The organism is Enterobacter cloacae complex sp. P17RS (assembly GCF_014895885.1).
Taxonomy (GTDB): Bacteria; Pseudomonadota; Gammaproteobacteria; order Enterobacterales; family Enterobacteriaceae; genus Enterobacter; species Enterobacter bugandensis.
On record NZ_JADBQK010000006.1, the window covers coordinates 95,735 to 110,462 of the forward strand.

General features: G+C 56.2%; 13 protein-coding genes. 3 read left to right on the top strand and 10 right to left on the bottom strand.

Annotated features, from left to right (window positions below; all coding sequences use genetic code 11):
* Nucleotides 1-14 precede the first annotated feature (14 nt).
* The 4 genes from nhaR to dnaK form a co-directional block, all read right to left on the bottom strand.
* A complete protein-coding gene (gene nhaR, locus IM265_RS06005) occupies nucleotides 15-914 on the bottom strand; it encodes a transcriptional activator NhaR (protein WP_028015467.1) in 900 nt (299 codons plus the stop codon).
* Between the two features lie 58 nt (nucleotides 915-972).
* On the bottom strand, nucleotides 973-2,148 hold the full coding sequence (nhaA, locus tag IM265_RS06010) for a Na+/H+ antiporter NhaA (RefSeq protein WP_048960656.1): 1,176 nt from the start codon (nucleotides 2,146-2,148) through the stop codon (nucleotides 973-975).
* Nucleotides 2,149-2,317: 169 nt separating this feature from the next.
* Nucleotides 2,318-3,463 carry a molecular chaperone DnaJ gene (dnaJ, locus tag IM265_RS06015; RefSeq protein WP_008502040.1) on the bottom strand — a complete coding sequence of 382 codons (1,146 nt, stop codon included), beginning with the start codon at nucleotides 3,461-3,463 and terminating at the stop codon, nucleotides 2,318-2,320.
* Between the two features lie 87 nt (nucleotides 3,464-3,550).
* On the bottom strand, nucleotides 3,551-5,464 hold the full coding sequence (dnaK, locus tag IM265_RS06020) for a molecular chaperone DnaK (RefSeq protein WP_028015465.1): 1,914 nt from the start codon (nucleotides 5,462-5,464) through the stop codon (nucleotides 3,551-3,553).
* Nucleotides 5,465-5,760: 296 nt separating this feature from the next.
* Here dnaK and satP point away from each other — a divergent pair, with 296 nt between their 5' ends.
* A complete protein-coding gene (satP, locus tag IM265_RS06025) occupies nucleotides 5,761-6,327 on the top strand; it encodes an acetate uptake transporter (RefSeq protein WP_041911269.1) in 567 nt (188 codons plus the stop codon).
* Here satP and IM265_RS06030 read toward each other — a convergent pair.
* The 3 genes from IM265_RS06030 to tal all read right to left on the bottom strand — a co-directional run bounded on the left by IM265_RS06030 (nucleotide 6,304) and on the right by tal (nucleotide 9,400).
* Nucleotides 6,304-7,626 (bottom strand): MFS transporter, encoded by a 1,323-nt coding sequence (locus IM265_RS06030; RefSeq protein WP_193030218.1) that lies wholly within the window; start codon nucleotides 7,624-7,626, stop codon nucleotides 6,304-6,306. The two genes, satP and IM265_RS06030, sit on opposite strands and share 24 nt — an antisense overlap.
* 122 nt (nucleotides 7,627-7,748) lie before the next feature.
* A complete protein-coding gene (mog, locus tag IM265_RS06035) occupies nucleotides 7,749-8,336 on the bottom strand; it encodes a molybdopterin adenylyltransferase (RefSeq protein WP_193030216.1) in 588 nt (195 codons plus the stop codon).
* Between the two features lie 110 nt (nucleotides 8,337-8,446).
* Nucleotides 8,447-9,400 (bottom strand): transaldolase, encoded by a 954-nt coding sequence (gene tal, locus IM265_RS06040; protein ID WP_003856481.1) that lies wholly within the window; start codon nucleotides 9,398-9,400, stop codon nucleotides 8,447-8,449.
* Nucleotides 9,401-9,662: 262 nt separating this feature from the next.
* Here tal and IM265_RS06045 point away from each other — a divergent pair, with 262 nt between their 5' ends.
* Both IM265_RS06045 and yaaA read left to right on the top strand, forming a co-directional pair.
* A complete protein-coding gene (locus IM265_RS06045; RefSeq protein WP_193030214.1) occupies nucleotides 9,663-11,093 on the top strand; it encodes a sodium:alanine symporter family protein in 1,431 nt (476 codons plus the stop codon).
* Between the two features lie 66 nt (nucleotides 11,094-11,159).
* On the top strand, nucleotides 11,160-11,933 hold the full coding sequence (gene yaaA, locus IM265_RS06050) for a peroxide stress protein YaaA (RefSeq protein ID WP_045259426.1): 774 nt from the start codon (nucleotides 11,160-11,162) through the stop codon (nucleotides 11,931-11,933).
* A gap of 32 nt (nucleotides 11,934-11,965) precedes the next feature.
* Here the strand turns inward: yaaA and IM265_RS06055 are convergent, their stop codons facing one another.
* The 3 genes from IM265_RS06055 to thrB form a co-directional block, all read right to left on the bottom strand.
* On the bottom strand, nucleotides 11,966-12,259 hold the full coding sequence (locus IM265_RS06055; protein ID WP_193030212.1) for a DUF2502 domain-containing protein: 294 nt from the start codon (nucleotides 12,257-12,259) through the stop codon (nucleotides 11,966-11,968).
* Nucleotides 12,260-12,507: 248 nt separating this feature from the next.
* A complete protein-coding gene (thrC, locus tag IM265_RS06060; RefSeq protein ID WP_045259424.1) occupies nucleotides 12,508-13,794 on the bottom strand; it encodes a threonine synthase in 1,287 nt (428 codons plus the stop codon).
* A gap of 3 nt (nucleotides 13,795-13,797) precedes the next feature.
* Nucleotides 13,798-14,727 carry a homoserine kinase gene (gene thrB / locus IM265_RS06065; protein WP_041911275.1) on the bottom strand — a complete coding sequence of 310 codons (930 nt, stop codon included), beginning with the start codon at nucleotides 14,725-14,727 and terminating at the stop codon, nucleotides 13,798-13,800.
* Nucleotide 14,728: the final 1 nt, after the last annotated feature.

Below are 14,728 nucleotides of genomic sequence, written 5' to 3' on the forward strand. Positions count from 1 at the left end.
GTTTTTTTATGTCTTCAGAATGCCGGTGGCGTAAATAGCGCCGAGTAGTCACGGTTGCAGATTCGCTGCACCGCCGGGTGTTGAATCATCCTTTCGGCGAATATGGCGTGGTACTCCTCCATCACGTTATCTACTCTGCCAATCTCCGTAATCTTATCGTCTGAATAGAGATCGTGCGCGTAGAGCGTTGGCGCCACGAAGATCGCATTATGCGCTTCGCCAAAGGCCTTCATCAGCGCCGCATCGTCGAACTCGCCGAGGATCTCCACGTTCAGCCCCTGCGAATTAAACCAGTTCAGCAGCTTGCGTCCGAGCATGGAACGCCTTCCCGGCACCAGCAGGCGACGCTCTTCCAGACAGGCCGGGAAAGGTTTCTCCGGCGGTGGATTGATGCACCAGAAGCTCACGCCGCATTCGCCAATTTTCACCGAGAACAGCCCCTCCTGCTGCGTGGAGTCGATGGGGCAATCCGAGATAATCATGTCCAGCTTGTGCTGGCTCAGCTGCTCCAGCAGCATCTCGTGGGTGGATTCAAAGCAGCGCAGATGGATTTGTTCATCCTCTACCACAGCGGCATCCAGCACGCCGCTTACCAGCCGTTTGGACAGTGCATCCGCCACCCCCACGTCAAAGAGCAGGTTCGACTCTTTGCGGTAGTTGACGATATCCAGCATCTCCTGGCTCAGGGTAAACATTTTGTCCGCATAGCGGAAAACCAGTTCACCCAGTTCGCTGGGCTCAATCCCACGGCCCTTGCGCTTGAAGAGCTTACCCTGCAGCCGTTCTTCAAGGGCTTTGATTTGCCCGGTGATGGTTTGCGGCGTCAGGTAAAGCGCCTCTGCCGCCCCCACGACCGAGCCCTGTTTGTAAACGTGCCAGAAGTAGTAAAGATGGTTGTAATTCAAATGAGGCATCGCGTCTTCGCTCCCTGAGTGTGTATCGGGAGAAGAGTGACCTTCTCCCGGTGTTCCGTTATGCCTGGACGGCCTGTCCGGACAACTTCACCTTCAACAAAGTATACCCAATCACTGCCGCCAGTAATGACCCGATGAGAATGCCGAGCTTCGCCCAGACGATGAGCTCTGGCGCGTTTGCACCAAACGCCAGCGTCGAGATAAAGATCGACATGGTGAATCCAATACCGCACAGTATGCCGACGGCCATGATCTGACTAAAGGTTGTACCGTTCGGCAACGATGCCAGCTTCATCTTCAACGCCAGCCAGCAGAAGAGGCTGATCCCCAGCGGCTTACCGATAAACAGCCCGGCAATAATGCCCAGTGGCAGGACAGACGTCAGCCCGTCCAGCGTGACCCCCTGCAGGGAAACGCCAGCGTTGGCAAACGCAAACAGCGGCAGGATCATAAAGGCGACCCACGGGTGCAGCACGTGTTCCAGCTGTTTAGCGGGTGACTTACCTTCCTGCGGCTTAAGCGGCACGAAGAAGCCCACAATCACGCCGGCCAGCGTGGCGTGCACGCCGGATTTCAGCACCGCCGTCCACAGCACCATCCCCACCAGGATATAGATACCGATGCGGCGAACGTTGAAGATGTTCAGCACCGCCAACACTGCAATCGCCCCGGCGGCCACGCTCAGGGACAGGATCGACAGATCGCTGGTGTAGAACAGCGCGATAATCACAATGGCGCCCAGGTCATCAATGATCGCCAGCGCCATCAGGAAGATTTTCAGCGCAACCGGCACGCGGCTGCCGAGCAGAGCTAAGACACCGAGCGCAAAGGCGATATCCGTTGCGGCCGGGATAGCCCAGCCGTCACGCGCGACAGGATCCTGCCAGGTAAATGCGAGAAAGAGCAGCGCTGGAACGACCATCCCACCGAGCGCGGCAATAACCGGGAACGCCGCACGCTGGCGGCTGGCTAGCGAACCTAGCACCAGCTCGCGCTTAACCTCAAGACCAACGAGCAGGAAGAACACCGCCATTAGCGCATCGTTGATCCACAGCAGCATGTTCTTGTTAATTTCCAGCGCCCCGACCTTCAGCTCGACGGGCGTTTCCAGAAATGCGTGATAGAGATCGCGGGTCATGCCCAGGTTAGCCAGCACCATCGCGGCGGCCGCGGCAATAATCAGGATCACACCACCGGACGCCTCACTGCTAAAGAAACGGTGTAGTAATTTCATTTATGTTCTCTCTTTTACAACGATACCTCGATAAAACCATAATACCAAGCCAAATAGCTCGGCAAAAACAGATTAATATTGGGTATAGACTCAGTTTTACCGATCTATAACTGCAAAAAAAAGCCCGGAATCGCTTCCGGGCTTTTTGAAGTTAGACACAGCTAACGAATTAGCGGGTCAAATCATCGAAGAATTTTTTGACGCCATCAAAGAAGCTTTTGGAGCGCGGGCTGTTTTTCTCACCCGTTGGGCCGCCAAAGCTCTCCTGAAGCTCTTTCAACAGCTGTTTCTGCTTGTCGTTCAGGCCAACCGGCGTTTCCACGACGACGCGGCACAGCAGGTCGCCCTGCGCACCACCGCGAACGGATTTCACGCCTTTGCCGCGCATGCGGAACAGCTTGCCGGTCTGGGTTTCACCAGGGATTTTCAGATTGACGCGACCGTCCAGCGTCGGCACTTCGATTTCACCGCCGAGAGCCGCCATCGCGAAGTTGATCGGCACTTCACAATACAGGTTATTGCCTTCACGCTCGAAGATGGCGTGCTGCTTCACCTGAACCTGAACGTACAGATCGCCTGCCGGCGCGCCGTGCTCGCCTGCTTCGCCCTCACCCGCCAGACGGATGCGGTCGCCCGTATCAACGCCAGCCGGGATCTTAACGGACAGGGTTTTGGTTTTCTCAACGCGACCGTGGCCGTGACACTTGGTGCACGGATCTTTAATCAGCGTACCGCGACCGTGACAGTGCGGACAGGCCTGCTGTACCGCGAAGAAGCCCTGGCGCATCTGTACCTGGCCGGAGCCATGACAGGTTGGACAGGTCTGTGGCTGGGTACCCGCTTTCGCGCCGCTGCCGTGGCAAACGTCACACTCTTCCAGCGTCGGGATACGGATCTCTTTCGTGACGCCACGAACGGCCTCTTCAAGAGTGAGATCCATGTTGTAGCGCAGGTCTGCGCCGCGCGCTGCGCGCTGACGACCACGACCGCCGCCGAAGATATCGCCGAACACGTCGCCAAAGATGTCGCTGAAATCCGCACCGCCGCCAAAGCCGCCGCCACCGAATCCACCGCCGCCCATGCCGCCCTGTTCAAAGGCCGCGTGGCCATACTGGTCATAGGCCGCACGTTTTTGTGCATCGGTCAGGACTTCGTAGGCTTCTTTGATCTCTTTAAATTTTGCTTCAGCCTCTTTGTCACCCTGGTTACGGTCCGGGTGGAATTTCATGGCCAGGCGCTTATACGCCTTTTTGATTTCACGCTCTTCCGCAGTTTTCGGAACGCCTAAAATCTCGTAATAGTCTTGCTTTGCCATTGGTTTTTTTAAGCCCCTTAACATGCGAGCACGGGCGTGGAGAGTTCTCCTACGCCCGTGCCGATTAATTACCCTGCATCAGGGCGATTATTTTTTGTCTTTAACTTCTTCGAACTCAGCGTCGACAACGTCGTCGTCTTTCGCGTTGTTCGCAGAAGCGTCAGCGCCTGCCTGCTGCTGTGCGTGCTGCTGCTGAGCGATTTCCATCAGCTTCTGGGAAGCCTGTGCCAACTCCTGCATCTTCGCTTCGATATCCGCTTTATCTTCGCCTTTCAGAGACGTTTCCAGCGCGGTCAGTGCAGCTTCGATAGCAGTTTTGTCTTCCGCTGGCAGTTTATCGCCCGCTTCTTCAACCTGCTTACGGGTGCTGTGCAGCAGATGGTCACCCTGGTTACGGGTCTGAACCAGCTCTTCGAACTTACGGTCGGATTCCGCGTTAGCTTCGGCATCGCGAACCATTTTTTCGATTTCCGCTTCATTCAGGCCAGAAGATGCCTTGATGGTGATCTTCTGCTCTTTACCGCTGTTTTTGTCTTTCGCAGACACGTGCAGGATACCGTCAGCATCGATGTCGAAGGTAACTTCGATTTGCGGCATGCCGCGCGGTGCCGGGTTGATGCCGTCCAGGTTAAACTGACCCAGAGACTTGTTATCAGACGCACGCTTACGCTCACCCTGCAGCACATGGATGGTTACCGCAGACTGGTTGTCTTCAGCGGTAGAGAACACCTGGCTGTGCTTGGTTGGGATGGTGGTGTTTTTGTTGATGAGCGCAGTCATCACACCGCCCATGGTTTCGATACCCAGAGACAGCGGGGTAACGTCCAGCAGCAGTACGTCTTTCACTTCACCGGTCAATACACCACCCTGAACCGCCGCACCGATAGCTACCGCTTCGTCCGGGTTCACGTCTTTACGTGGCTCTTTACCAAAGAATTCAGCCACTTTCTTCTGAACCATTGGCATACGGGTCTGACCACCCACCAGGATAACGTCCTGGATGTCAGATACGGACAGGCCAGCATCCTGCAGTGCAACTTTCAGCGGCTCGATAGAACGGTTCACCAGGTCTTCTACCAGGCTTTCCAGTTTCGCACGGGTCACTTTGATGTTCATGTGTTTAGGACCGGTCGCGTCTGCGGTGATGTACGGCAGGTTCACGTCGGTCTGCTGAGCAGAAGACAGTTCGATCTTCGCTTTCTCAGCGGCTTCTTTCAGGCGCTGCATCGCCAGCGGGTCGTTACGCAGGTCAATGCCCTGATCTTTCTTGAACTCATCAACGAGGTAGTTGATCAGACGGGTATCGAAGTCTTCACCACCCAGGTGGGTATCACCGTTGGTTGCCAGAACTTCGAAGGTTTTTTCGCCGTCAACTTCGTCGATTTCGATAATAGAGATATCGAAGGTACCACCACCCAGGTCGTAAACCGCGATAGTACGGTTGCCGACTTCTTTATCCAGACCGTAAGCCAGTGCAGCCGCGGTTGGTTCGTTGATGATACGTTTTACTTCCAGACCTGCGATACGGCCAGCATCTTTGGTTGCCTGACGCTGAGCATCGTTGAAGTAAGCAGGAACGGTGATAACAGCTTCAGTTACCGGCTCACCCAGGTAATCTTCAGCGGTTTTCTTCATTTTTTTCAGCACTTCAGCAGAGATCTGCGGTGGTGCCGTTTTGGTGCCTTTCACGTCAAGCCACGCATCGCCGTTATCTGCTGCGATGATTTTGTAAGGCATGATAGAAACGTCACGCTGAACTTCTTCGTCCTGGAAGCGGCGGCCAATCAGGCGTTTGATCGCAAACAGGGTGTTTTGCGGGTTTGTCACTGCCTGACGTTTAGCCGGCTGACCAACCAGAGTTTCACCATCCTGGGTATAAGCAATGATAGAAGGCGTGGTGCGATCGCCCTCGGCGTTCTCCAGCACGCGTGCAGTAGTGCCGTCCATAATCGCTACACAAGAGTTGGTAGTACCCAGGTCGATACCAATAATTTTACCCATCTAAACGTCTCCACTAAAAATTCAGTCAACATGTGGTTGTGTACCTGTAATAAGGGCAGAACGTGCTTTTTCAACTGCCCAGATTTGATTTTTTTCAGGTCCACACACTGCGGTTGACTACAAGATGGGGTCGCGACGGCATCCATCAAGGGGCAAGCATAAAAAAAATTTTAATTTCACCCTGATGAGATCATAGACGGCGTCGATGCCGCCCATTATGATGCCGCGCCCCGTCAGGGAGTATTGACGCGGGTTTAACCATTTCACCATTTTAATGATGATTTTTTTGAGGACTTATGGGCAACACTAAGTTGGCTAATCCGGCTCCGCTGGGCCTGATGGGTTTTGGCATGACCACCATTCTGCTGAACCTGCACAACATCGGGATGTTCCCGATGGACGGCGTAATCCTGGCGATGGGCATTTTTTACGGCGGTATCGCGCAAATCTTCGCGGGCCTGCTGGAATATAAGAAAGGCAACACCTTCGGCTTAACCGCCTTCACCTCTTACGGCTCGTTCTGGCTGACCCTGGTCGCCATCCTGCTGATGCCTAAAATGGGCCTGGCAGACGCGGCAAACGCCCACTTCCTGGGCGTCTATCTGGGCCTGTGGGGCGTCTTTACCCTGTTCATGTTCTTCGGCACCCTGAAAGGCAACCGCGCGCTGCAGTTCGTCTTCCTGAGCCTGACCGTACTGTTCGCTCTGCTGGCAATTGGCCACCTGGCGGATAACGAAGGCATCGTTCACGTAGCAGGCTGGATTGGCCTGGTCTGCGGCGCAAGCGCTATCTACCTGGCAATGGGTGAAGTGCTGAACGAACAGTTTGACCGCACCATTTTACCTATTGGTGAAAAACACTGATCCCTCTGTCGTGCCCGCCTCGCGGGCACGATATTCCCCCGCCTGACGAAGCCAAACGCCTAATCCCAGCCCCATCAGCGAGAGCGCGAGTACATACCAGGCAGGCGCCATCGGCGACACCCCCATCATCACCGTGACCACTATCGGCGTCAGCCCGCCGAAAATGGCATACGCGACGTTATAAGAGAACGATATCCCGGTGAAGCGAACCTCCGGCGGGAAGGCGCGCACCATGACGTAAGGCACAGCCCCCACGACGCCCACGCACAGTCCGACCACGCCGTACAGCAGGAACAGCTGTTCAGGATGGCTGCCCGCAAGATGGTAAAACGCCCAGCTCGACGCGGCCAGCAGCAGGCTGCCGACAATAAAGGTCAGGCTGGCACCCAAACGATCCGCCGCCAGTCCGGCGGCCAGACAGCCAAAGCAGAGCATAATTGTCGCAATACTGTTTGCCTGTAAGGTCACGGCAGGGGCGAAACCGTACTGTTTCTGCAGCCACACCGGCGACATCAAAATCACCACCACGATGCCCGCCGACAGCAGCCAGGTGAGCAGCATCGACACCACCACCGCTTTTTTATGACGCACCACAACAGCTTTGACCGGCAACTCCTGCGCCAGCGCTTTACGCTGCTGCATTTCGAGGAAAATCGGCGTCTCCTGCAGCCAGCGGCGCAGGTACATTGCCACCAGGCCAAACGCCCCGCCCAGCAGGAACGGAATACGCCAGCCCCAGTCGTGCACGGCCTGCTGCGTCATGCTGGTGTTGACTATCGTCGCCACCACCGACCCCAACAGGATCCCGACGGTCAGCCCCGCCGTTAACGTTCCGCAGGCGATCCCGATGCGGCGGGTAGGAACGTGCTCCGCCACAAACACCCAGGCCCCCGGCACTTCCCCGCCGATGGCCGCGCCCTGAAGAATGCGCATCAGCAGCAGCAATAGCGGGGCGAGAATGCCCATGGAGGCATAGGTGGGCAGCAGGCCGATGGCCAGCGTCGGTACCGCCATCAGCAGGATGCTCAGGGTAAACATCTTCTTACGCCCGACAAGATCGCCAAAGTGGGCCATGACGATGCCGCCCAGCGGACGTGCCAGATACCCGGCAGCAAAGATGCCGAAGGTTTGCACCTGACGCAGCCATTCTGGAATATCCGCCGGGAAGAAGAGCGCCCCCACCACGGCGGCGAAGAAGACAAAGATGATGAAGTCGTAAAACTCCAGCGCGCCACCTAAGGCGGCGAGCGTAAGCGTTTTGTAGTCCTGTCGATTCAGAGGTCGGGTGTTATGTGACATAGCGAACCATTGTGCATGTGTTGTGGATTATTTTTTACAGCAATCGTAAAGAAAAAATTACTATATCGTAAATCCATTTACACGCTACTGCGGCTGGCGCTAATGTCACATTTTAGTAAATTTCAGGAGATTGTCTCGCGGCGTGCGCTTTTAGGACGAAATGCTGCTACCACTTTGTCGTCAGTTTCCACGTACGGCCCGTCAAGCAACTGTATACAATACGGTACACTTGCAAATATGCCGTGCACGATGACGCGACCGTCCTCGGCTTTTAATCCTTCCAGCGTCTCTTTGATCGACTTTGGCTGCCCCGGCAGGTTCAGTATCAGCGCCTGTTTGCGGATCACCCCCACCTGGCGGGAAAGGATTGCCGTCGGGACAAAGTGTAGACTGATCTGGCGCATCTGTTCGCCGAAGCCCGGCATTTCACGGTCGGCGATAGCCAGCGTCGCGTCCGGCGTCACATCACGACGCGCGGGGCCGGTTCCACCCGTGGTGAGCACAAGGTGACAGCTCATCTCATCCACCAGCTCACACAGGGTCTGCTCAATGATCGACTGTTCGTCGGGGATAAGGCGAGTCTGGATCTCAAACGGGGTGGTCAGCGCGCTTGCCAGCCACTCTTCCAGAGCAGGGATGCCTTTATCCTGGTAAACGCCGCTGGAGGCGCGGTCAGAAATCGACACTAAGCCGATGCGTAAGGTATTCATATCCATTCCATTCAAAAAGTACTGATTAAAGGGAATGATACACGCAGAGGGAAAATTCAGACAGAGGACAGAAGAAGACGCGTGACCGGGAGCCCGGTCACGCAGAATGATTACAGCAGGTCGCCGATCATTTTTTCCAGTTTTTCCTGGTCGATAGCAAACTTACGGATACCGTCCGCCAGTTTGTCTACAGCCATTGGATCCTGGTTGTGCTGCCACAGGAACTCGGATTCGGTGATGCGCTCCGGGCGCGCCTTCACTTCGCCGGTGTAAGACAGCTTACGCTCGATAGCACCTTCGCTTTCTGCCAGCTCTTTCAGCAGCGCAGGGGCGATGGTCAGACGGTCACAGCCAGCCAGCTCAATGATTTCGCCCACGTTACGGAAGCTTGCACCCATAACCACGGTCTCATAGCCATGCTGTTTGTAGTATTCGTAGATTTCAGTCACGGAAATCACGCCTGGATCTTCAGACGCCGCGTACTCTTTCTTGTCGGTGTTGGCTTTGTACCAGTCCAGAATACGGCCCACGAACGGAGAAATGAGGTACACGCCTGCTTCCGCACATGCACGCGCCTGCGCGAAGGAGAACAGCAGGGTCAGGTTACAGTTGATGCCTTCTTTTTCCAGCTGCTCGGCAGCGCGAATGCCCTGCCAGGTCGACGCCAGTTTGATCAGGATACGGTCGTTGCTAATGCCCGCGTCGTTGTACAGTTTGATCAGGCGTTTTGCTTTCGCGATTGACGCTTCGGTGTCGTAGGAGAGACGTGCATCCACTTCGGTAGAGATACGGCCCGGAACCAGCTTCAGGATTTCCAGACCGATGTTCACTGCCAGTTTATCGGTAGCATCCACAACCTGCTGCGCACGGTCATTGCTCTGTGCTTTCGCCCAGGTCACAGCCTCGTCAATCAGTTTGCGATACTCAGGGATCTGTGCGGCGTTAAGGATCAGAGAAGGGTTAGTTGTGGCATCCTGCGGCTGGTACAGCTTCATTGCCGCGATATCTCCGGTGTCAGCTACGACAGTGGTGAACTGACGAAGGGAGGTCAATTTATCCGTCATGATAGTGTTTCTCTTTTAACGTGCCCTGGATAATTCACGCTACCGACAGCATGCCTGCAGCGGAAAAATGACAGGTTTACTTGTTAGGGGGATGTAACCGGTCTGCCCTGATGATAACACGACAGAGGGGTAGCGCAACCGCAGACAGTGCGCTTAGGCAGAGTATGATAAACTCAAAATATTAACAGGCTGCTAAGCAACAGCATGCCCAATCAGTGGTAGCGCTTACATATTCACGTTGGCATCAACAAGAGGGACGTTAATGCCTGATTTCCTTTTCTTTATTAACGAAGTCCTCTGGGGTTCGATAATGATCTACCTGCTTCTGGGAGCAGGTATCTGGTTTACGCTACGCAGTGGGTTTATCCAATTTCGCTATATTCGCAAGTTTGGCAGAAGTCTGAAAAACAGCGTCACGCCCCAGCCGGGCGGATTAACGTCGTTTCAGGCGCTGTGTACCAGCCTGGCTGCCCGCCTCGGTAGCGGAAACCTGGCGGGCGTTGCGCTGGCCATCAGCGCCGGTGGGCCAGGCGCGGTGTTCTGGATGTGGGTCACGGCGCTTCTCGGAATGGCTACCTCTTTTGCCGAAAGTTCGCTGGCGCAACTCTACAAAGAGAAAGACAGAAACGGGCAGTTTCGCGGCGGTCCAGCCTGGTATATGGCGCGTGGCTTAGGAATGCGCTGGATGGGCGTTCTGTTCTCGCTTTTTTTACTGCTCGCGTACGGTCTTATTTTTAATACCGTGCAGTCAAATTCCGTCGCCCATGCCCTGCGCTATACCTTCTCCTGCCCGGAGTGGATCACCGGCATCGGTTTAGCCCTCTTTGTTTTGCTCACCATTTCTGCCGGCCTGAAAGGCGTTGCCCGCCTGATGCAGTGGCTGGTTCCCATCATGGCGTTGCTTTGGGTTGCCGCGAGCCTGGTCGTCGCTGCGCTGCATGCCGACCAGGTTCCGGGCGTGATTGCGACCATCTTTAAAAGCGCCTTTGGCTGGCGTGAGGTGGCCTCAGGCGCGCTGGGTTACACCCTGAGCCAGGCGCTGATGGCAGGTTTTCAGCGAGGCATGTTCTCCAATGAAGCCGGGATGGGCTCCACTCCCAACGCCGCCGCGGCCGCCTCTTCCTGGCCGCCGCACCCGGCAGCGCAGGGTATCGTGCAGATGATAGGCGTGTTTATGGATACCGTTATTATCTGTTCCGCCAGCGCCATGATCCTCCTGCTGGCTGGTCCTGTCGCGCATGAGTCGGATATCGACGGAATACAGCTTCTTCAGCAGGCGCTGGTGAACCTGACCGGCGGCTGGGGTTCGGGATTTGTCTCGCTCATTCTGATGCTGTTCGCCTTCAGTTCGATTGTGGTGAATTACCTGTACGCCGAAAATAACCTTATCTTCCTGAAATACGACTCTCGTCCGGCCATCCTCCTGCTTCGCCTGGGCGTAGTACTGATGGTGATCGCGGGCTCCCTTCTGAATATGCCGCTGGTCTGGCAGCTGGCGGATGTCATTATGGCGCTAATGGCAATCACTAACCTGACGGCGATCCTGCTGCTCTCGCCCGTTGTGAACCTTATTGCCAGGGATTATCTTCGCCAGCGCAAGCTGGGCGTTCCCCCGGTATTTGATGCCGCACGCTATCCCGAAATTCAGTCACAGCTTGCCCCCGGCACCTGGGATGATTTGCCCCGGCGATAACAGCTATCGATCAATTCAGGGCGATTTTTTGTTAAAGTCGCTCTAAATTTCCTGCAAGGACTGGATATGCTGATTCTGATTTCACCTGCAAAAACGCTCGACTACCAGAGCCCGCTCGCCACCGAGCGTTATACCCAGCCAGAACTGCTGGACTATTCGCAACAGCTGATCCGCGAAGCGCGTAAGCTCTCTGCGCCGCAAATCGCCTCGCTGATGAGCATCAGCGACAAGCTGGCAGACCTGAACGCGACCCGGTTCCACGAGTGGCACCCGGATTTCACCCCCGCCAACGCGCGCCAGGCGATCCTGGCGTTTAAGGGCGATGTTTACACCGGCCTGCAGGCGGAAGATTTTAGCGAAGCCGACTTTGATTTTGCCCAGCAGCATCTGCGCATGCTGTCGGGCCTGTATGGCGTACTGCGCCCGCTGGATCTGATGCAGCCATATCGTCTGGAGATGGGGATTCGCCTGGAAAACGCCAAAGGCAAAGACCTTTACCATTTCTGGGGCGACATCATCACCGACAAGCTGAACGCGGCGCTGCATGCTCAGGGTGATAACGTGGTGGTTAACCTGGCATCCGATGAGTACTACAAGTCGGTGAAGCCGAAAAAGCTGAACGCGGAGATCGTTAAGCCGGTCTTCCTTGATGAGAAAAACGGCAAGTTCAAGGTCATCAGCTTCTATGCGAAAAAAGCGCGTGGCCTGATGAGCCGCTACATCATTCAGAACCGCCTGACGAAGCCGGAGCAGTTAATGGGATTCAACACCGACGGCTATTTCTTTGACGAGGCGTCGTCAGGGAAAGGTGAGCTGGTATTTAAGCGCCACGAGCAGTAAAACTAAACCCCGCCATCTGGCGGGGTTTTGCGTTAATGGTGCTTCCAGTCCGGGCCCGGACGGTGGTCGTCGTGATGATGGTCGTGTCGGTCATCACGATCGCGATGCTCGTCATGCGGACGCCAGTGGTTATCGCGCCAGTCATAATGCGCCTTCCACCAGTCGTGGTCGCGCCAGCGGCCGCCATCCCAGTAATGCCCACTATTGTCCCGATCGCCAATCTGCAGTTTTACCGCAGGTACGAGAGTAATTTCAGATGCCTGTACCGCCATGGGGGCGACCAGCATCAGAGAAAACGCGATGAGTGCAGGTTTTAGTGTAGACACAGGTGACTCCTTATTCTTCTTGCCCAACGTGGGCCGATGTAAGGAGAGTACGCGAGGGGAACGGTGGATGTTATTCTCTGCAATCCTAAACGCTAAGTGACCGCATTTATTGGGAATTTCTGCTTTTTTCCTGCAATTTTTCTCCTTAATTTCTTCATAAAAAAGCCGGGTGGCGCTGCGCTTACCCGGCCTACGGTCATCTCGTCGTTGTAGGCCCGGTAAGGCGTAGCCGCCACCGGGCAACAAAATCACGCGCGCGTCATCATCAGATTCCGCAGTGCCGCGAAATCCGCCGGCAGCTCATGAGACAGCAGCGGCAGGTCGGCACGCTCGGCCAGCTCTTTTGGCAGCGGCAGCGTTTCGCCCAGAATATCTTCCACGCTCTCTTTGAACTTCGCCGGATGCGCGGTGCCCAGGAACAGGCCATATTCACCCGGGTTAAGCTGGTCGCGCAGCGCGCGGTAAGCAATTGCCGCGTGCGGCTCAGAGGTGTAGCCCACCGCTTTCAGCTCGCGCATGGTGGCTTTGGTGGTTTCGTCCGTCACCGCAGCGTAGCCCAGGTCACCCAGACGCCACACCTTGCGGCGGAACAGCTCTTCCACGCGCGGCCAGTTGTTCGGCTGCGACACGTCCATGGCATTGGAGAGCGTCGCCTGCGTAGCGTTAGGCGCCCATTTGCCGTCTTTCAGGAAGCGCGGCACAGTATCGTTGGCGTTGGTGGCAGCGATAAAGCGTTTCACCGGCAGACCGAGAGATTTCGCCAGCAGCCCCGCCGTCAGGTCGCCGAAGTTGCCGCTTGGTACGGAAACTACCAGCTGATTGCGCGCTTCCTGCGGCAGCTGAGCCACCGCTTCGAAGTAGTAGCAGATCTGCGCCAGCAGGCGGCTGATGTTGATGGAGTTCGCCGAGTTCAGCCCCAGCGCGGCCTTCAGCTCTTCATCATCGAACGCCTGCTTGACCAGCGCCTGGCAGGCATCGAAATCGCCGTCGATCGCCACGGTTTCAATGTTGCCGCCGAGGGTGCAGAACAGTTTTTCCTGCAACGGGCTGATCTTGCCTTTCGGATAGAGGATCACCACGCGGACGTTTTTCAGGCCGTAGAACGCGTGTGCCACCGCCGCACCGGTATCACCGGAGGTGGCGGTCAGGATGGTCACCGGCTTGTCGCCGCTGATGTGGGTCAGCATCTGCGCCATAAAGCGGCCACCGAAGTCTTTAAACGCCAGGGTCGGGCCGTGGAACAGCTCCAGACAACCGACGTCAGGCTCAACCTGCTTAACCGGAGCCGGGAAAGCAAACGCCGCACGCACGCGCTCTTCCAGCAGCTCCTGCGGGATTTCATCGCCAATAAACGCAGACAGAATTTTGGTGCTGCGGGTGACAAAGTCCAGCTTCAGCAGCTCATCGATTTCGGTCAGCTGAAATTCCGGCAGGTCGTGCGGGAAAAACAGCCCCTGATTTTTGCCCAGCCCCTGAGTCACTGCCTGCGCGAAGCTGACCTGCTCGTTATGATCTTTAAGGTTGTAGAGTTTCATTCGTTATCCCAGTACTCGTGCGCCAGCCGTGTCCAGACGGCAAATATGAACAAAGCCTTCCTGATTTTGCAGGTAGTGTTTAGAGAGCCAGTCCGCCACGCGCTGCGCGGTGTCTGGCTTATCGCAAAGGGCGAACAGCGTCGGGCCGGAGCCGGAGATGCCGCACGCCTGCGCGCCGATATCCATTGAAGCCTGTCGCGCCTCGTTAAAGCCGGGCAGCAGCTTCGTACGGTACGGCTCGGCAATGACGTCTTTCATCAGCTTCGCCGCCAGCTGCGGCTGACGGGTGTAGCAGGCGTGGATAAAGCCCGCCAGATGACGCCCGTGGGCGATACAGTCCTGGCGACGATACTGCGCAGGCAGGATCGCACGCGCTTCCGCGGTAGAGACCTTGATGCCCGGATACGCCAGCACCCACAGCCACTCATCAAACCCTGGCACCTGCTGGCTGATGATGCCATTTTCTTCAATCATCAGCTGCATGCCGCCGAGGAAGCACGGCGCCACGTTATCGTAATGAATACTGCCGGAGATGCGCCCTTCCAGCTCGCCCATCAGCGCCAGCAGACGGCTATTGTTCAGCGGCTTGCCGCAGTGCTCGTTCATCGCCACCAGCGCGGCGACAACCGAGCAGGCGCTGGAGCCCAGGCCCGAACCAATCGGCATGCTTTTTTCCAGCGTCATGGCGACCGGCACGTTTTTGCCAATCTCCTGACAGAAGCGCTCCCAGCACTGATAAACGATATTCTCGCGTGGTTCAGGCGGCAGCTTACTGGCGAAACGGCCAACGTTATTCAGGCTGAAGCTTTCTGCCGCCTCAACCGTTACCGTATCGCCCAGCAGCGAACCGTCCACCGGCGTCACCGCCGCACCCAGCACGTCAAATCCGACGCTCATATTGGCGCTGGAAGCCGGGGCATATACTTTAACCATC